This window comes from Delftia sp. WSY_12, assembly GCF_043104645.1.
Lineage (GTDB): Bacteria > Pseudomonadota > Gammaproteobacteria > Burkholderiales > Burkholderiaceae_C > Comamonas > Comamonas tsuruhatensis.
In genome coordinates this window covers 217,147-235,371 of the sequence record NZ_JBICKW010000016.1, presented here as the reverse complement: position 1 = coordinate 235,371, position 18,225 = coordinate 217,147, and the positions used below count along the sequence as shown (strand labels likewise).

General features: G+C 69.9%; 17 protein-coding genes. 9 read left to right on the top strand and 8 right to left on the bottom strand.

The window, feature by feature from the left end:
• Positions 1-32: 32 nt before the first annotated feature.
• The 4 genes from ACF8LI_RS10675 to ACF8LI_RS10660 all read right to left on the bottom strand — a co-directional run bounded on the left by ACF8LI_RS10675 (position 33) and on the right by ACF8LI_RS10660 (position 4,194).
• A complete protein-coding gene (locus ACF8LI_RS10675) occupies positions 33-1,352 on the bottom strand; it encodes an MFS transporter (protein ID WP_392412625.1) in 1,320 nt (439 codons plus the stop codon).
• A 121-nt stretch (positions 1,353-1,473) separates the two neighbouring features.
• Positions 1,474-2,352: an SMP-30/gluconolactonase/LRE family protein gene (locus tag ACF8LI_RS10670; protein ID WP_017403842.1), complete on the bottom strand. Its 879-nt coding sequence runs from the start codon at positions 2,350-2,352 to the stop codon at positions 1,474-1,476.
• A 46-nt stretch (positions 2,353-2,398) separates the two neighbouring features.
• Complete coding sequence (locus ACF8LI_RS10665; RefSeq protein WP_197943630.1) at positions 2,399-3,331, bottom strand: 3-keto-5-aminohexanoate cleavage protein; 933 nt, start codon at positions 3,329-3,331, stop codon at positions 2,399-2,401.
• 68 nt (positions 3,332-3,399) lie between these two features.
• A complete protein-coding gene (locus tag ACF8LI_RS10660) occupies positions 3,400-4,194 on the bottom strand; it encodes an SDR family oxidoreductase (RefSeq protein WP_338500535.1) in 795 nt (264 codons plus the stop codon).
• Positions 4,195-4,332: 138 nt separating this feature from the next.
• On the opposite strand from ACF8LI_RS10660, the gene ACF8LI_RS10655 reads away from it, so the two are divergent.
• From ACF8LI_RS10655 to ACF8LI_RS10620, 8 genes are all read left to right on the top strand, one after another.
• Positions 4,333-5,088 (top strand): GntR family transcriptional regulator, encoded by a 756-nt coding sequence (locus ACF8LI_RS10655; RefSeq protein WP_392412624.1) that lies wholly within the window; start codon positions 4,333-4,335, stop codon positions 5,086-5,088.
• Positions 5,089-5,152: 64 nt separating this feature from the next.
• Complete coding sequence (locus tag ACF8LI_RS10650) at positions 5,153-5,380, top strand: AbrB/MazE/SpoVT family DNA-binding domain-containing protein (RefSeq protein ID WP_012206056.1); 228 nt, start codon at positions 5,153-5,155, stop codon at positions 5,378-5,380.
• A complete protein-coding gene (locus ACF8LI_RS10645) occupies positions 5,377-5,793 on the top strand; it encodes a putative toxin-antitoxin system toxin component, PIN family (protein ID WP_012206055.1) in 417 nt (138 codons plus the stop codon). Before ACF8LI_RS10650 ends, ACF8LI_RS10645 begins: the two co-directional genes overlap by 4 nt.
• A 12-nt stretch (positions 5,794-5,805) precedes the next feature.
• The gene (locus tag ACF8LI_RS10640) at positions 5,806-6,723 is read left to right on the top strand and encodes a pseudouridine synthase (protein WP_123693696.1); all 918 of its coding nucleotides are present in this window, start codon (positions 5,806-5,808) and stop codon (positions 6,721-6,723) included.
• Positions 6,724-6,829: 106 nt separating this feature from the next.
• On the top strand, positions 6,830-7,378 hold the full coding sequence (locus tag ACF8LI_RS10635) for a TetR/AcrR family transcriptional regulator (protein ID WP_016446240.1): 549 nt from the start codon (positions 6,830-6,832) through the stop codon (positions 7,376-7,378).
• 1 nt (position 7,379) lies between these two features.
• Positions 7,380-9,155: an MFS transporter gene (locus ACF8LI_RS10630; RefSeq protein WP_392412621.1), complete on the top strand. Its 1,776-nt coding sequence runs from the start codon at positions 7,380-7,382 to the stop codon at positions 9,153-9,155.
• A 29-nt stretch (positions 9,156-9,184) separates the two neighbouring features.
• Positions 9,185-10,396, top strand: coding sequence for an HlyD family secretion protein (locus tag ACF8LI_RS10625; protein ID WP_392412619.1), 1,212 nt, complete (start codon positions 9,185-9,187; stop codon positions 10,394-10,396).
• Complete coding sequence (locus ACF8LI_RS10620) at positions 10,393-11,847, top strand: efflux transporter outer membrane subunit (RefSeq protein WP_392412617.1); 1,455 nt, start codon at positions 10,393-10,395, stop codon at positions 11,845-11,847. Before ACF8LI_RS10625 ends, ACF8LI_RS10620 begins: the two co-directional genes overlap by 4 nt.
• On the opposite strand, the gene ACF8LI_RS10615 is transcribed toward ACF8LI_RS10620, so the two are convergent.
• The 3 genes from ACF8LI_RS10615 to dsrO form a co-directional block, all read right to left on the bottom strand.
• The gene (locus tag ACF8LI_RS10615) at positions 11,848-15,048 is read right to left on the bottom strand and encodes a tetrathionate reductase subunit A (RefSeq protein ID WP_392412616.1); all 3,201 of its coding nucleotides are present in this window, start codon (positions 15,046-15,048) and stop codon (positions 11,848-11,850) included.
• A gap of 78 nt (positions 15,049-15,126) precedes the next feature.
• A complete protein-coding gene (gene nrfD, locus ACF8LI_RS10610; protein WP_392412614.1) occupies positions 15,127-16,170 on the bottom strand; it encodes an NrfD/PsrC family molybdoenzyme membrane anchor subunit in 1,044 nt (347 codons plus the stop codon).
• Positions 16,171-16,186: 16 nt separating this feature from the next.
• Complete coding sequence (gene dsrO / locus ACF8LI_RS10605) at positions 16,187-17,032, bottom strand: sulfate reduction electron transfer complex DsrMKJOP subunit DsrO (RefSeq protein ID WP_046985198.1); 846 nt, start codon at positions 17,030-17,032, stop codon at positions 16,187-16,189.
• 333 nt (positions 17,033-17,365) lie between these two features.
• Between dsrO and ACF8LI_RS10600 the strand changes: the two genes are divergently transcribed.
• Positions 17,366-17,830 carry a hypothetical protein gene (locus ACF8LI_RS10600; RefSeq protein WP_392412612.1) on the top strand — a complete coding sequence of 155 codons (465 nt, stop codon included), beginning with the start codon at positions 17,366-17,368 and terminating at the stop codon, positions 17,828-17,830.
• Here ACF8LI_RS10600 and ACF8LI_RS10595 read toward each other — a convergent pair.
• Complete coding sequence (locus tag ACF8LI_RS10595; RefSeq protein WP_392412610.1) at positions 17,815-18,216, bottom strand: hypothetical protein; 402 nt, start codon at positions 18,214-18,216, stop codon at positions 17,815-17,817. The genes ACF8LI_RS10600 and ACF8LI_RS10595 overlap by 16 nt on opposite strands.
• Between the last annotated feature and the right edge of the window lie 9 nt (positions 18,217-18,225).

The following is an 18,225-nucleotide window of genomic DNA, read 5'->3' as shown; positions in this document are numbered from 1 at the left end:
ATCCTTGGAAAGATGGGTGGATGAAAGCGGGGTCAGGCGGTGGCGGTGGAGGCGGCGTTGCCGCGCGTGCCCAGCTGCAGGGCCACGCCGCCCAGCGCGCAGCCGGCCATGACCAGGAAGCACAGGGCATAGCCGACGGGGCTGGTCCAGCCGCCGCCCAGGGAGATCAGGCTGCCCATCAGCACGGGCGCGATGCCGCCGCCCAAGAACATGGCGGTGGTGATGATTCCGTTGGCCGTGGAGGTGGCCGCGGGCTGGGCGCAGTCCGAGGCCACCGCGTAGTAGATGGGCCAGACCGCATTGGCGACCAGGCCGAACAGCAGCTGCATCACCACGACCAGGGCCATGGTGTCGGCGAAGTAGAAGGCGCCCACGCTGGCGGCCATCCACAGGCCGCAGATCACCAGGGTGACGCGGCGCCCGATCACGTCCGACAGAGCCGGCCAGACCAGCTGGCCCAGGATGCCGGTGAGCGTGAACACCACGCTCATGCCTGCCGATTCGGCCAGCGACAGGCCCATGATGTTGTAGAGGTAGGCGGGCAGCACCACGTTGATGCCCATGTAGACCACCTGCGTGAGCAGGGTGTTTCCAGCCGTCAGGGCGATGCTGCGGTTGGCCAGCGTGCTGCGCAGGGTGCGCCAGGCCTGTCCTTTTTCCACCTGCGCCGCCACGCTGGCCTGCGGCGGGGTCATGCCCCGGGCGGCGATGTCGGCATACAGCAGTTCCATCTTCTGCGGCGTGGAGTAGCGAGCCCAGAACCACATCAGCGGGATGGCGACGACCAGCGCGACAAAGAACACATAGCGCCAGTTCTCCTCGCCGAAGGCGTACAGCACAAAGCCGGCGACCAGGCCGCTGAGCATGGCGCCCACCGGATAGCCCGTGTGGTGGGCGCCCAGCGCGAAGCCGCGCCGCTCCACCGGCCACCACTCGGCGGTATTGCTCACGCCCACGGGCTCGCCCCAGCCGGCGCCCAGGTTGACGCCGACGCGCAGCGCCACGAAGCCCGCCAGGCTGCCGCTCAGCGCCTTGAAGCCCGAGGCGAACGACAGCGCCGTATAGCCCAGCACCAGGGGCACCTGAAAGCGTGCGCGCTTCCAGCCCGCGCCGTAGCGGTCGCTCCAGATCGCGCCGGGAATGTCCAGCACGGCCAGGGCCAGCATCACGATGGTGGCCACCGTGCCCCATTCGTCGGCCGACAGGCCGAAGTGCCGGGAGATGGTCGGCCCCAGCCGCAGCACGATCTCGCGGTCGTAGGCATTCAGTACCCAGATCAGCCAGCAGACCAGCAGGGATACCCATGAATAACGGTGGATCTGGCGCAGCGAAGCGCGCGGGGCCTGGGCCATGGCGGTCTCCCGGGCACCAGCGGTGGGTGCCGTTTCATTGTTGTGTGGATGAAGGCGCCGCTTCGCGGGGCGGGCGGCGTTGCGGTGCGAAGGCTCCGGGCCTGCATGCCCGGCTCCGTGCTCAGGCGCCGAAGCGCTGCTCGGGCAGGCCACGCACGCCCAGCCCCTTGACGGCAAACAGCGCGCCGCGGGACTGGCCGTCGCCCGGGAAACGCGGCAATGGCGGCTTGCCCATGGAGGTGACGTACAGCGTGTCGAGCCCGGGCCCGCCGAACATCACGCTGGTCACCTTGCGCACCGGCATCTCTATCACCCGGTCCACCCTGCCGTCCGGCGTGTAGCGCACCAGCTGGCCCGCGTACACCAGGGCCTGCCACAGGCAGCCTTCGGCATCGACCGTGGCCCCGTCGGCCGCGCCGCCACCGCTGGTGTCGACCGGGGCAAAGGTCCGGCGGCCGCTGGCATGGCCCGTGGCCGTGTCGTAGTCGTAGGCGCGGATCTCGCCGCTCCACGTGTCCGAGAAATAGAGCGTCGTGCCGTCCGGGCTCCAGCACGGGCCGTTCGAGCAGATGATGCCCTCGTCCAGCACATGCAGGCTCAGGTCCGTGTCCAGCCGGTACAGCCGTGCCGAAGGCTGCTCCTCCAGGGTGTCCATGGAGCCGAAGACGAAGCGGCCCTGCCGGTCCACCTTGCCGTCGTTGAGCCGGTTGCCGGGAAGGTGGGGCTCGGGGGCGACGACCAGCTCCAGCTCGCCGCTTTCCAGGTCCAGCGTGTGCACGCCGCCGTGCAGCGCCACCAGGGCCGAGCGGCCGTCGCGGCGCAGTGCCATGGAGCCAATCTTCTGGCCGACTTCCCAGGCGCGCAGTTCCCGCCCGTCGGCCGTGCAGCGGAAGATGCGGCCGTCGAAGCTGTCTATCCAGTACAGGCGCTGCTGCCCGACGTCCCACAGCGGGCCTTCGCCCAGCGTGGTCTTGAGGTCGGCGACGATATCGATCTGCATGGGAGTCTCCTGTTCGGTGGCATGGGGGCTGGCCCGGGAAGGCGGTTCAGAAGGCCACGTTGGCCGCACCCTTGAGGCCCAGCATCCGGCGCGCCTCGTCAGGCGTGGCGACGTCGACATTCAGGGCCTCGAGCACGGTGCGGATGCGGCGCACCTGCTCGGCGCTGGAGGTGGCCAGCTGGCCCGGGCCTATCCACAGAGAGTCTTCCAGCCCCACGCGCACATGCGAGCCCATGGCCGCGCCCATGGTGGCCAGCGGCAGCTGGTTGCGCCCGGCGCCCAGGATGGACCACTGGTAGTTGCTGCCCAGCAGGCGGTCGGCCGTGCGCCGCATGTGCATCAGGTCCTCCGGGTGGCCGCCGATGCCGCCCAGGATGCCGAACACCGACTGCACGAACACGGGCCCCTGCACCAGACCCCGGTCCACGAAATGCGCCAGGTTGTGCAGGTGGCTGATGTCGTAGCACTCGAACTCGAAGCGCGTGCCCTGGGCCTGGCCCAGCCGCAGGATGCCTTCGATATCGGCAAAGGTGTTCTTGAAGACCAGGTTGCGGCTGTTTTCCAGGTGCTCGCGCTCCCAGGCGTGTTCCAGGTTCGGGAAGCGCTCCAGCATGGGGAACAGGCCGAAGTTCATCGAGCCCATGTTCAGCGAGGCCAGCTCGGGCTGGAACTCGGTCACGGGCCGCATGCGCTCTGGCACCGTCATGTGCGGGCTGCCGCCCGTGGTGATGTTGACGATGGCATCGCTCTCGGCACGGATCGCCTTGAGAAAGGGGCGGAACAGCTCAGGGTCCTGCGAAGGGCGCCCGTCGCGCGGATCGCGGGCATGCAGGTGCACGATGGCGGCGCCGGCCTCGGCGGCATCGATGGCGGCGCGGGCAATCTGCTCGGCCGTCACCGGCAGGTGGGGCGACATGCTGGGCGTGTGGATGGCGCCCGTGGGCGCGCAGGTGATGATGGCTTTGGTGCGGGTGGCCATGGAAGGTCCTTGCGAACGGTGAAAAAGGCGAGAGGAGTAGAGGTGGGGGGAGGACGAGGAGAGGGCGCTCAGCTCAGCGCCTGGGTCAGCCCATCGACGGCCAGTTCCTGGCCCGTGACATGGCCGGCCAGCGGGCTGGCGGCAAACACGGCCATGTTGGCAATGTCGCGCGCCGTGGCCATGCGGCCCAGCGCGGCCTGGTGCGTGTAGCTGCGCGTGACGTCCTCCAGCGGCAGGCCGCGCGCCTGCGCCTTGGCGGCAATCACATCGCGGATGCGCGGGCCGTCCACGGCGCCCGGCAGGATGGCGTTCACCCGGATGCCGTCGGCGCCCAGCTCCAGCGCCAGCGACTTGGTGAAACCGATCACGGCCCACTTGGACGCCGAATAGGCCGAGCGGCCCGGCATGCCCAGGTGGCCTGCCGCCGAAGACAGGTTGACGATGGCCGCCTGCCGGCCCTCGCGTGCCGATTGCCGAAGCCGGGGCACGGCCAGCCGCGTGCACAGGAAGGCGCCGGTGATGTTCACATCCAGCGTGCGCTGCCAGTCGGCCAGCTCCAGCGTCTCCACCGCGCCCGTGGGGCCGGCCACCCCGGCGTTGTTGACGAGGATGTCCAGGCCGCCCAACTCGTTGTCCACGGCCTTGAACAGGGCCTGCACCTGCAAGGCATCCGACACATCGGCAAGACGGCCGCTGGCGCCGGGCAGGGCGGCAGCCAGCGCATCCAGGCTGGCCTGGGCCACGTCACAGACCATGACGCGCGCGCCGGCCTGGGCAAAGGCGCGGCTGATTTCCAGGCCGATTCCGGCGGCGCCCGCCGTCACCAGGACGCGCTGGCCGGCCAGAAGATCGTTTTTCCACATGCGGGGACTCCTTGGGAACTCAAACAAAGGTGAAAGGGATTCGGGTTGGGTTTGTATTTTGTATCTGTGATCACAGATCAAATATGGTGAATACCCTATGAGGCATGACAGCGGCGGCGCCGCGCTACCATCGCCGCCATGGCCATCAACGAACTAGTCACCCCACTCAAACGGCAGACCCTCAGCAGCGATGTCTATGCACAGCTCAGGGAATTGCTGATCACGGGCCAGATGATTCCGGGCGAGCAGATCTCGCTGCGCACCACGGCCAGCGCGCTGGGCGTCAGCGTCATGCCCGTGCGCGAGGCCGTGCACCGGCTGGTGGCCGAGCAGGCACTGGAACTCACGCCCAACCGCGCGCTGCGCGTGCCCTTGATGACGGAAAGCGCCTTCCGCGAGATCACCCGCATCCGCGTCAACCTCGAAGGCCTGGCCACGGAGCAGGCGGCCCGGCAACTGCCGGCCGCCGGGCTGGAACGCATCGCCGCCCTGCAGGACCGCTTTGCGGCCGAGATGGCCAGCGCCTCGCCGGACGGCGCGCGGCTCATCGCCTTCAACAAGGATTTCCACTTCGCCGTCTACAGCGCGGCCGGCATGCCCATGCTGCTGCAGATGATCGAGGCGCTGTGGCTGCGCATAGGTCCCATCCTCAACCACGACATGCGCTCGGGCTCGCGCCGCGTGAGCGAACAGGTGGCGGTCGGCCACCATGCGCGCCTGGTCGAGGCCCTGCGGCGCGGCGATGCGCCCGCCGCCAAGGAGGCGCTGCGCGGAGACATCGAAAGCGCGGCCGACTACATCGTTTCGGCGGGCGTGCTGGTGACGGCGGACAGCGGGTTGAACGGCGTGAGTGGACTGAGCGGGCCAGCCTCGCCAGGTGAAGAACCCCGGTGAGACGCAGAGGAATGAAGTAAGGAAGTAAGATTTCCGTGTTTTCTCTGATTTGCAGGAGCCGGCCATGCTTGCCAAATTGACGTCGAAGAACCAGATCACCCTGCCCAAGGCCGTGGTGTCCGAGGTGGAGGCCGCCGAGTATTTCGAGGTGGCTGTGGAAAACGGCCGCATCGTGCTCACGCCCGTGCACGTGCAGCGTGTCCAGCGCGCACAGGCCGTCCGCGACAAGCTGCAGCAGATGGGCATCACCGAAGAGGATGTGCAGGAGGCGACCTCCTGGGCGCGCAAATGATGCGTGTCGTCCTGGACACCAACGTCGTGCTCTCGGCATTGCTGTTCACGTCCGGCCGTCTTGCGTGGATACGCCGGGCCTGGCAGCACCAGCAGTTGAAGCCCCTGGTCTGCAGGGAAACGGCCAGCGAATTGCTGCGTGTGCTCGCCTACCCGAAGTTCAAGCTGTCAACGGCCGAGCAACAGGCCTTGCTGGAGGATTTCCTGCCCTGGGCCGATGTCGTCACACTGCCGCAGCCCTGGCCTGCATTGCCGCTGTGCCGGGACGACAAGGACCAGGTGTTCCTGGTGCTGGCGCATGTGGGCCGGGCCCAGGCGCTCATCACCGGCGACGGCGACCTTCTGGCGCTGCGAGACAGCTTTCCCGGCCTGATCGTGACGCCCGATGAGTGGGCAGCGCTGCACAAGCGCTGAGGGCAGGAATCCATGCACAACGCCCACGACCCCAAGGTTCTTCCCATACGCGACGGCGTCAGCCCCAGCTGCGTGGTGCTGCCCAGCCAGGGCGGCGGGTTGCTGATCGATTTTCTGGCCGAGCGCCTGCCGGCCGTGGCGCGCGAAGACTGGCTGCGGCGCCTGGCGCTGCGCGAGGTGGTGGACGAGCATGGCCGCGCCGCCGATGCAGGCACGGCCTTTGCGCCGGGCCTGCGCTACTACTACTACCGCGAGCTGCAGGCCGAGCCGCCCATTCCCTTCGAGGCCGAGGTCCTCCACCGCGACGCGCATCTGCTGGTGGCCGACAAGCCGCATTTCCTGCCCGTGGTACCGGCCGGCAAGTACCTGCAGCAGACGCTGCTGGTGCGGCTCAAGCGCGAGTTCGACCTGCCCGAGCTGTCGCCCATCCACCGCATCGACCGCGATACGGCGGGGCTGGTGGTGTTTTCGGTGCAGCGCGCCACGCGCGGCATCTACCAGGCGCTGTTCCGCGACCGCGCCATACACAAGACCTACGAGGCCGTGGCCCCCTGGCGCGAGGACGTGGTTTTCCCGCGCACGCATGAAAGCCGCATGGAGGAAAGCGGCCATTTCTTTCGCATGCACGAGGTGGCCGGCACGCCCAACACCCGCACCCACATGCAGGTGCTGGAGCAGCGCGGCCCCTGGGCGCGCTACCGGCTGGAGCCCGAAAGCGGCAAGCGCCACCAGCTGCGCGTGCACATGGCCGCCCTGGGCCTGCCGCTGTGGGGCGACGGCTTCTATCCCGAAGTGCATGACATGCCCGAGGGCGACTACTCGCGCCCGCTGCAGCTGCTGGCGCGCAGCCTGGCCTTCACCGATCCTCTGGACGGCCAGTCGCGGCGCTTTGACAGCCGCCGCCAGCTGCTGCCGCTGACCGACCTGTAGAGGCTTTGCCGCTGCCGGAAACCGCTGGCTTTTTTGCCCATGGCCACGCCATGGGATAGGCCGGTTGCGGACATTTAACGGACAACTTTGTCCGATAATTGTCCGCATGACTTCCAAAAGACCCAGTGCCGATATCCGCCGCGCCCAGTTGCTGGACGCGGCCGATGCCGTGTTTTCCGAGCATGGCGTGACCGCGCCGCTGGACCTGGTGGTCGAGCGCGCCGAGGTCGGCCGCGCCACGCTGTACCGGCAGTTTCCTGACCGGCGTGCGCTGATGCTGGCGCTGCTGGAGCGTTCGCTGGACAGCATGCGCAGCGCGGCCGAAGCCATGGCCGAGGATGACGATGCCTTCTACAAGCTGCTGTCGCGCCTGGCCGAGCGCATTGCGGTCTCGGCCCCCATCACCGATTACTGGCGCACCGTGGAGCGCGGCGACGAGGTCATCGCCCAGGCCCGCGTTGCCATGTGGCAGATCTTTCGGCCGGCCATGGACCGGGCCGTGGCCTGTGGCCATTGCCGCCAGCCGCTGACGCAGGCCGAGCTGTCCCTGGTCTTCGGCATGCTGGGCGCCTCGCTGCGCGGCGAGACGCCGCAGCAGCGGCGCACGCTGGCGCGCAAGGCGCTGCAGATCGTCTGGCAAGGCCTGAAGGCCTGACATGGCCACCACACCCCCTCCACCGGGGCCCGTGCTGCCCCCGTCGCCCCCCGTCGTCTACCTCAAGCCCCCGCCGGACTGGGAAGAGCATGAAAAGCCCAGCCTGCCGGGCTCGCCGTCCATGCCGCTGCACCAGCCGGCCGTGCGCGCCGCCTATGGCCTGATCGCCGTGCTGGTGGCGCTGACGGGTGGCCTGGGCAATGCACTGTTCACGGCCAACCTGCCCACCATCCAGGGGCAGATGGGGCTGACGTCTTCCGAGGCCGCCTGGCTGACAGGCGCCTACGTCATGCTCAACATGACGGCCAACCTGCTGGTCTACAAGTTCCGCCAGCAGTTCGGCATGCGGCTGTTCGCCGAGATCGGCCTGGGCCTGTATGCGCTGCTGACGCTGCTGCACCTGGTGCTGGGCAGCTACACCAGCCTGCTCATGCTGCGCGCGGCCAGCGGCCTGGCGGGCGCCACCTGCAGCACGCTGGGCACGCTCTACATGCTGCAGGCCGCGCCACGCAAGCATGTGCTCAAGATGCTGGTGATCGGCGTGGGCCTGGGGCAGATCGCCACGCCGCTGGCCTGGATCCTGTCGCCGGGCCTGCTGTTCAACAGCGAGTGGCACAACCTCTACCTGTTCGAGGCCGGCCTGGCCCTGATCTCGTTCGCGGGCGTGGTGGTGCTCAAGCTGCCGCCGGGCGTGCATATCCGCAGCTTCGAGCGGCTGGACTTCCTGACCTTCTTCCTCATGGTGCCCGGCGTGGGCCTGCTGATCGCCGTGCTGGTGCAGGGCTACAACCACTGGTGGCTGGACACGCCCTGGCTGGCCTGGATGCTGATCGGCTCCATCGTCCTGCTGAGCGTGGCGCTGTACATCGAGCACCACCGCCGCAATCCCATGCTGCAGACGCGCTGGTTCGTGCTGGCGCCCACGGTGCGCTTCGTGATCGGTGCGCTGCTGCTGCGCTTTCTGACCACCGAGCAGACCTATGGCGTGATCGGCATGCAGCGCATGCTGGGCATGACGGTGGACCAGATGCAGCCGCTGTTCATCGTCATCCTGCTGGGCACCATCGCGGGCATTGCCGTGTCGGCGCTGACCTTCGGGCTGGAGAACATGGGCAAGCAGATCGTGGGCTCCATCGTGCTGTTCGCGCTGGCGGCCTGGCTGGACCACAGCCGCACCAGCCTGGCCCGGCCCGAGGACTTCTTCGGCAGCCAGTTCCTCATGGCCGTGGGCGCGGGCCTGTTCATGGGGCCGCTGATGCTGATCGGCGTGGTGCAGGGCCTGAAGTTCGGCGCGCACTACATGCTGACGGCCATCGTCACCATCTCCATGACGCAGGCCATGGGCGCGCTCATGGGCTCGGCCGTGCTGAGCACCTACCAGATGCACCGTGAGCAGGTGTATTCGGCCGCCATCGTGGCCGACGTCGATCCCTCCGACCCCATCGTGGCCGACCGCCTGCGCCTGCAGCAGCAAAGCCTGGCCCGCGTCATTGCCGACCCGGCCCTGCGCGCGGCCCAGGGCACGGCCCAGCTGGCGCAGGCGGCACGCCGCGAGGCCAATGTGCGCGCCTACAACGACGTGTTCGCCCTCACGGCCGGCGTGGCCGTGCTCTACCTGCTGTGGACGCTGGCCCTGGCCGGCCGCGCACGCCAGCGCGCCTTCGTGGAGCGCATGCGCGCCGCCGCTGCCGATGCCTCGGCCATGCGCGGCACCGATGCCGCCGCGCCGCAGGACGCGCCGGGCCAGCCGCCCACCCAACCCGTCGCCCGCGCCTGAAACCGTTCGCCCAGAGAAAAGACAACAACATGAGTGACTCCGAAAATTCCAATGGCGGCACGGCCGCCTCTGCCTCGCCTGCGCCGGCTCCCGCTGCGGCGCCCTCGCCTTCACCCTCGCCATCGCCATCGCCATCGCCCAAGCTCATCAAGCCCTCGCTGCGCAGCGTGCTGGTGATGCTGGTGGTCGCACTGGCCGGCGTGCTGCTGGTGCTGCGTGCCTGGAACCTGTTCCCCTTCGCGGGCACCGTGGTCAGCACCGACAACGCCTATGTGCGCGGCGCCGTCACCGTGCTCGCGCCCCAGGTCAGCGGCTATGTGACCGAGGTGCTGGTGCAGGACTACGAGAACGTCAAGGCCGGCCAGCCCCTGGTGCGCATCGACGCCCGCACCTACGAAGCCGCCCAGGCACAGGCCCAGGCCCAGCTGGCCAATGCCCGCGCACAGCTGGCCAATGCCGACCAGACCCAGGCCCAGAACCGCGCCACGCTGGGCGCCAGCCGCGCCGGCCTGGCGGCGGCGCAGGCCGAATCCGACCGCGCCGCAGCCGAGCTGCAGCGCGTGCAGGCGCTGTCCGAGCGCGGCTCCGTCTCGCTCAACGAGCGCGACAAGGTGCGTGCCACCGCGCGCCTGGCGGCCACCAACGTGGCCAAGGCCCAGGCCGACATCGAGATCAACGCCCAGAAGATCAAGGCGACGACGGTGAACCGCGCCTCGCTCGAAGCCCAGGTCCAGATGGCCGAGGCGCAGCTGCGCCAGGCCCAGATCAACCTGGACAACACCGTGGTGCACGCGCCAGGCGATGGCCAGGTCAGCGAAGTCGGCGTGCGCCGGGGCCAGTACGTCACGGCCGGCTCCCAGCTCATGTACGTGGTGCCGCACACGCTGTGGGTGGTGGCCAACTTCAAGGAAACCCAGACCGCCCGGGTGCGCATAGGCCAGGCAGTGCGCTTCAGCGTCGATGCGCTGGGCGGCGCCCATCTCACGGGCCGCGTGCTGGAGATCGCGCCGGCCACGGGCTCGGAATTCAGCGTGCTCAAGGCCGACAACGCCACGGGCAACTTCACCAAGGTCGTGCAGCGCCTGCCGGTCAAGATTGCAATCGATCCCGACCAGGAGCTGGCCGCCAGGCTGCGCGCGGGCATGTCGGTGGTGGTGCGGCTGGATACGGCGCAGCCTGAGCCCCAACCCGCACAGCAGCCCGCACGGCAACCCGCACCCCAACCGGAGGCCCGCCCATGACCGCCCGCGCACTGGCCATGGCCATCGCCTGCGCCGCCGCGCTGGCCGGCTGCAGCGTGCCGCCGCTGAGCACCGCGCCTGAAGCGGCCCGGCCCGTCATGCCCGCCCAGTGGAGCGGGGCAGGCCAGGAGCCGGCCGCCGCCGTCCAGGCATCGTGGTGGCAGGCCTTTGGCGATCCGCTGCTCACGCGCTGGGTGGAACTGGCCCAGTCCCGCAACAACGATGTGCTGCTGGCCCTGTCGCGCGTGGATGAGGCGCGGGCCAACCTGGATGTGGCAGGCGCTGCGGGCCTGCCCCAGCTCTCGGCCACGGTCGGCGCCTCCACGGGCCGCAGCCTGGGCGCTCGGGGCCTGGCGCACACGCGCTCGGTTCAGCCCGGCCTGCAGGCCAGCTGGGAGCCTGATCTGTGGGGCCGCATCGCCCACCTGGAAAAGGCCGCCGCCCTGCGCCTGCAGGCCAGCGAGGCCGACCGCGACGCCGTGGCCCTGGCCGTGGCCGCCACCACGGCCCAGGCCTATGTGGGCCTGCGCTCGCTGCAATCGCAGCTGCAAGTGGCCCAGGCCACGGCCCGCTCGCGCGAACAGGCCCTGCGCCTGGCCGACGAGCAGGCGCGCGTTGGCTACACCTCGCAGCTACAGCTCACCCAGGCGCAGGCCGAGCTGCAATCCGTGCAGCAGGCCGTGGAGCAGCTGGAGCTGTCGCTGGCGCGCCAGCGCACGGCGCTCCTGCTGCTGGCCGGCGGCGAGGGTGACGAGCAGGCAGCCGCGCTCATGGCAACAACCGACGGCCAGTCCGCTGCGCTGGGCGCACCGCCGCCTGCGCCGGCCGCCGGCCTGCCTTCTGCCTTGCTGCAGCGCCGCCCCGACATTGCACGGGCGCAGCTGCAACTGGCGGCCGCCGACGAAAGCCTGGCCGTGCAGCGCACCGCCTTCCTGCCCCAGGTCTCGCTGACGGCCAGCGCCGGCAGCCTGCTGGTCAATGCCCTGCAATACCACCCGGCCACGGTCTGGGCCCTGGGCGGCAGCGTGCTGGCGCCGCTGTTCACGGGCGGCCGGCTGCAAGGGCAGTTCGACGCCGTGACCGCCCAGCGCGACCAGGCCGCCTATGCCTACCGTGGCGTGGTGATCAAGGCCCTGGCCGATGTGGAAAACGCCCTGGTCGGCACCCGGCGCCTGCAGTCGCAGTGGCAGCACGCCAGCGAGCGCGAGGCGGTGCTGCAGCGCTCCCTGGGCTTTGCCAAGGACCGCTACGAGGCCGGCTACGCCAGCTACCTGGAAGAGCTGGACGCCCAGCGCAATCTCTTCCAGGCGCAGCAGGAGGTGATACGCCTGCGCCAGAGCCAGCTGGAAAACGCCATTGCGCTGTACCAGGCGCTGGGCGGCGGCTGGCAGGCCGCCACCACACCAGTGGCCGCACCCGTCGCTGCACCTGTCGCCAGCCCCGCCCGCTGATCAGACCTTCTCGATGCGCGCAGGCAGGCCCTGGCGCACCGCGGCGCCCGACACCCAGTCCACCCACACGTTTTTGCAGCCGGGCCGCGTGGGATCGGCAAAGCCCAGGTCGTTGAGGTTCACGCCATTGGCGTGCTCGGCGTTCACCGGCATGGGCTGGCCGTCGATGCTGTGGCGGCCTGCGCCCAGCTCGCGGTGGCCGTAGCCGTGCTCGATGGCCACGGTGCCCGGCATCACGCCGTCGCGCACCATGGCCACGGCCGTCACCGCGCCGCCCGGCGTGCGGATGCGCACCGTGTCGCCGTTGGCGATGCCCAGCCGCTCGGCGTCATCGCGGTGCAGGGACACCGGGTTGTGCGGATGCACCTGGCGCAGCCGCGAGACGGCAATCGACATGGAACTCATCAGGTTGGACTTGTACGAGGTCAGCAGCAGCGGCCATTGCTGCTCGCCGAAATGCGTGCGCATGGCGCTGCCGTCGGCCAGTCGTGCCGGATACCAGGTGGGGCAGCCGCTGTAGCGCTCACCCGTCATGGCGTGGCGCATGCGGGCCAGCTCCTCGCTCCACACCTGCAGGGCAGGCGCGTGGGCCTTGCGGGTGTGGCCGTCCTTCCAGGCGTCCTCGATGCGGTCGAAGCGCCCGCCGCGCGTCAGCAGCATGGCCACCTGGCGCCATTCATCGTCCTTCAGGCGCTGGCGCAGCGCGGGCACCAGCCTGTCCACGCCGGTGATGGCGATGTCGTCATCGCTGGCCGCCGGCACGGGCTTGCCGCCTGCCCAGGCCACGTTGGCCAGGGCATGGATGAAGAAGTCCTCGGCCGAGCGCAGCGCATGGGGCTGGCCCTGGGCGTCCTTGATGGCGGCCTCGCCAAAGCCGGGCAGGCCCAGCCGTTCTGCCACGGCGAAGAGAAAGCTCTCCACGTTCACGGGCTGGCCGCCGGCCGTGCGCGCCACGGCGGGCTGCACCACGGGCCAGCGCACGGTGGAGCTTTTGGCCACCACGTCGGCCCAGGGCGCCGAGATGCCCCAGCTCTCGTAGGTCACGGTATCGGGCACGATGAAATCGGCCAGCGCGCTGGTCTCGTTGATGAAGGGGTCGATGGAGACGATCAGCGGCAGCTTCTTCGGATCCTTGAGATCGTCCACCAGCGCATTGCGAAAGCCCGCAATGCCGTAGACGGGGTTGCTCATGTGGTTGATCCAGGCCTTGGCGCGGTAGGGGTAGCCGGCCAGCGCGCTGGCCAGCATCTCGCTGGACAGGCCGCCCACGGCCGGGTACCACGGGGCCTGGGCGGCGGGGTAGTCCTTCGCGCCCTCGGGCTGGCCCTCGCGCTTGCGCTGGAATTCCGCGCTTTTCTCGTAGGGCTGGCGGTGGCGTGACAGCGCCAGGCCGCGCGGCTTGACCTTGCCGTCGAAGTTGGCGAAGTCGTAGCGCGGGCCCGGGCCGAAGGGGCCGAACGGGCCCGCATCCAGCACCAGGCCGCCCTGCACGTTGAGGTTGCCCACCAGGGTGTTGAGCATGCTGATGGCGTAGGCGGTGTAGAAGCCCGCGCCGCTCATGGTGCCGCCATGCGCATCGGCCACGGCGCGCTTGCCATGGCTGGTGAACTCGCGCGCCAGCGCCTCGATCTCGCCGCGCGCCACGCCGCACAGCGCCGCGTATTCGTCCAGTGTCTTGAGGCTGGCCTGCTCATGCAGCTTGGCCAGCGAGGAGCAGACCGACAGCTCGGGGGCCTGGTCCGCGCCTTCGGCCTTCAGGCCGGGCACGGCCACGCGGGTGCGCACCATCAGCTGTGCAGGCTCGGCCTGGGTGTGCGGCGCCAGGCGGCCATCGGCACGCTGCACCACAAACACGTCCTGGGCCGGTTTGCCGTCTTCGGCTGGCGCGGGCAGCGCCCAGCCCAGGTCGGCGCCGCGCAGAAAGCTGCCGTGGCGCGGGTGGCCGGGCTCGTTGACCAGCAGGTGCGTGGCATTGCTCCAGGACGCCTCGCCCGCCGCCTGCATGGCGGCCGGGCCGGGCTGGGCGAGAAAGCCCGTGTCATGGCGTGCCTCGTCCAGGATGACGCGGATCAGCGCCATGGCCAGGGCCAGGTCGCTGGCCGGCTTGACGGCCAGCCAGCGGTTGCCGCTGCCCGCAGCCAGGCTGGACGAGGTGGGCAGCACGGGCGAGACCACCACGTAGCGGAACCGGTTGTCCTCGCGCGAGCGGGCCTCGGCCAGTTCGCGGCCCTGGCGCTGGAAGGGGTTGCCGGACTGCGCGGGCGCCGCGCCGATGAACAGGCCGAAGCTGGCATGGCTCCAGTCCGGCTTGCCGTGCGGCATGCCGGGCAGGTCGCCCAGGGCCGCTGCCGCACCCACTCGGAAACTCTGGCCGCAGTAGGCGCCGTGGTTGCTGACGTTCACGGTGCCGAAGGACGGCCCCGCAAAGCGGCGCAGCAGCTGGGCGCGGCCTTCGTTGGAGGCGTCGGTCACCAGCAACTGGTTGGAGCGCGGGCCGAACTCGGGGTTGTCGGCGTCCAGCGGCGTCTTGGGGTCCCAGATGGCACGCAGGCCATCGACCTGGCCTTCGCCGAACAGATTGCCGCCCTCGCAGACTTCCTGCACCAGCTGCTCGAAGGAAATGCTCTGCCAGCGGCCGCTGCCGCGCGGGCCCACGCGCTTGAGCGGGGTGAGCACGCGGTGCGGCGCACTCTGGTGCTCCAGCATGGACGAGCCGCGCGCGCAGGACGTGGCCCGGCCCTCCAGGCCCAGCTCCTTGCCCAGCTTGGCGTAGACCTCGCGCACGGGTTCTTCCATGGCGGCCGGGCGCGTGGTGGCCAGCGGGTGGTAGGGGTTGCCTGCCACGCGCAGGATGCGGTTGCTGGCGGTATCGACACGCACGCGCACGCCGCACTGCGTCCAGCAGCCCAGGCAGCTGGAGGGGCTGACCACCTGGCCGGGCTGGGTGGCGAGCGCGCCCGTGGCCGGGTCGATGCGGAACTCGGGCGTCAGCGAATTGCCGCGCGTGGCGCTGGCCGTGGGCGTGCCCGAGCTGCCTGTCACCAGGCCCTTGGCGCCACGTGCCAGCGTCTCGCCGTAGCCGGCCGCAAAGGCGGCCAGCCCACCGGCGGTGAGGCCACCGCGCAGCAGCAGGCGGCGGCGGGCGGCCTCGGCATCCAGGGAATCTTCGGGGGCTTGGGGGAGTTTCTTCTTGTCGGTCATGAAAGGCTTTCTGTGGCGCGGCCGGCCGGTGGCGGGCCGCGCTCCGTGAATGGGTGAGGGGTCGTCAGGGCGGCGGTGTCAGACGGCGCGGGCCGCGGCCGAGCGCGCGGGAAACAGCTCCAGCGCCCAGGTGGCCAGCGTCACCAGTGCAATGCACAGGCCGGCCACGCCCAGCATGCCCAGCAGGCCGTCGCCGCCCAGCGGCATGTGGTAGATGTACAGGCCCGCGCCGTACTTGGGCACGCCTTGCACGCCCATGAACAGCGCCCAGCGGAAGGCCCAGGCCGCGGCGGCCAGGCCCAGCCCCAGGGCCAGCGTGTAGCGCGGGCAGGCCATGCGCTGACCACCCCGCACCAGGGCCCACAGCAAGGCGGCACCGGCCACGGCCGAGCCCAGCATGCTCAGGCGCCAGACCGGAAACTGCTGCCACAGCTGCAGCGCCGACTGGAAGGAGCGGCCCTGGCCCAGCCAGCCGGCAACGGCCCAGACCACCACCATGGCCAGCAGGCACAGCGCCAGCGCCAGGCCCAGCATGCGCAGCGCCTGCAGGGCGCCGGCATCGGGGCGGTGGCGGGCGGGCAGAAAGCGCGCCGTCACCAGCATGCAGCCCACCGTGGCCAGCCAGCCCGTGAGTGCCAGGTTCAGCGGCACCCACAGCGTGTTCCACAGCGGGCGCGAGCGCACGGCCATCAGCTCGGCGCCGGTATAGGCGGTGATGGTCAGCGCCGACACGGCCAGCAGCGGCGCCAGCCAGCGCAGCCACTGCGGCCGGCCCAGCCACCAGGCCAGCACGAAGGCCAGCGCCAGTCCCACGAAGACGGGCAGCAGCAGGGCGCCCACCGACATCCACGACCACGGCGTGAAGTGCGCATAGAAATGCCAGAAGCGCGCAGGCTGGTGCAGGTCGGCCAGCAGCGACACGGGCGCGGCGATGGCGCTGACGGCCAGCACCAGCACGGCGGCCGGCAGCAGGCGCGCCATGGCGCTGGCGCGCGGCGCCCAGGTGCAGGCGGCGGCCAGCAGGGCGGCGCCCGTGGCAATGCCGGCCAGGAAGAAGTACTGCACGGCCCAGGGCAGCCAGGCCGATTCGTAGGCGGGGGTCAGGAGTTCGACGATGTGCATGGGGTGCTCCTTGCGTTCAGTGGGAAGTGACCAGCCGCACGCTGGCCTGCCCGTCCACGCCGTCGACGAAGGCGTCGGGCAATCCCAGGTAGTACACATGCGGGTCCGTGCCCATGGCGGGCTTGAGCACCTTGAGGTCCTTGGCGTGCTCGCGCATGCGCTGGCGGATCTCGCTGCCCTCGTCGTTGAGGTCGCCGATCACGCGGGCGCCGCCCACGCAGCTTTCCACGCAGGCCGGCAGCAGGCCGGCTTCCAGGCGGTGCTCGCAGAAGGTGCACTTGTCGGCGGTCTGCGTCTCGTGGTTGATGAAGCGCGCGTCATAGGGGCAAGCCTGCACGCAGTAGCCGCAGCCCACGCAGCGCTCGTTGTCCACCAGCACGATGCCGTCGCTGCGCTGGAAGGTGGCCTGCACCGGGCAGACCGGCACGCAGGGCGGGTTGTCGCAGTGGTTGCACAGGCGCGGCAGGTTGAGCATGGCCGGCGGCAGGTCCTCGTTGCCCGCGTGCTGCACCTCGTACTGCAGCACCGTGGTGCGGAACTGGCCCAGCGGCGGCAGGTTCTCCATGGAGCAGCTCACCGTGCAGGCCTGGCAGCCTATGCAGCGGCGCAGGTCCACCAGCATGCCGTAGCGCTTGCCGGCCTCGCCGGGGCGGCGCGGCGGCTGGAAACCCGTGGTGCTGGGCGCGGCCGCCGCCACGGGCAGGGCCACGGCCGCCATGGCGGCGGCCAGCAGGTCCTGCAGGAAGCCGCGCTTGCCTGCGGCGGGCTGCGCATGGGAGAGGGTAGGGGCGAGGATGTCCTGGGTGGAGGGCTTGCAGCTGCAGTCGTTGCAGCCGCTGCCGGCGCGGGATGTTTTTGGCATGGCCTGTCTTTCATCGTCCTGCGGCCACGGATCGTGGTCGCTCAAACTCAATAAAGCATTAAAAATATGCTTTTTATATTGAATTTAATATATGAAATTCAGGGCCTTGGCGGCTTGATGTGAGTCAAGCAATGGGCTTGCAAAGCGCCACCGACTGCCTGCCATGGACAGGCGCCCAAGGCAGTCCATAGCGTGTGGCGCAGGGATTAAGACGGGGTTAACAGGGTGACTGCATTCCTCGGGAATGCGGGACGCGTATCGGAAATCACCCTCTTGTTTCCGCGCGCGGCCCCGGTCTACGCTGCTTGTGTCGCCACTGCCAAGGAGTTCTCCATGAACCACGCCCTGAACAGCCTTGCTTCGAAACTGGACCTTGCCGCCGAAGCCGGTGAGCACCTGAGGCTGCAATTCACACAGGCCTGCGTGGACCGCATCGCGCACCTGCTGGAAGACCCGGACGTCATCCGCTGCGCACAAGGCCTTCGCCGCTACCTGGACGGCCAGATCGACAGGCAGGAGCTGGACCGCCTGGCTCGCGAGGCCGCCAGCCTGGCCAACCACCACCAGGGATCACGCTCCCTCGACGGCTGCGGCCATGCCGCCGTGTCCGCCACCTATGCCACGGCCCACGGCCTGGCGGGCCGGGCGCTGCAGGCGGCCGACTATGCGGCCTATGCCATGGTCTATGGCGAGGGCGGCCACGGCGCCGTCACGGACCGCGAGTCGTTCGAGCCTGAATACCAATGGCAGGCGCGCTGCCTTGCCTCGCTGGCGCAGGCCGCTCAGCAGCGCACGTAGCACCAGGCCGACTGCTGCAGCAGGGCCAGTGACTCGATGCCGCCCTGCGGCAGCACGCGCATGCCGGCAGGCGCCTCGCGGCCCAGCTTCCTGAGCGTGTTCGGGCAGACCAACGCATGGGCCAGGGCCTCTGCATCCAGATGCTGCGGCGTGCCCGGCGCGGCGTCCAGCAGCGCCTCGACGGCCGGGCCGTTGATGACGATGCGGACTTCGGCACCGGGCCGGTCCTGGCGCAGGTTGGCCAGATTGCTGCGCGCACGGGCCAGGGCGCCGGGTGTGGGCGCATGCAGCACGATGCGCAGCGGCGGCGCATCCGGCCGGGTAGGGAACAGGTCGCTCCAGTCGCTGGAGGAGGTGGAAGCTGCGGGAGAACGGCTTGTGCTCATGGTCGTCCT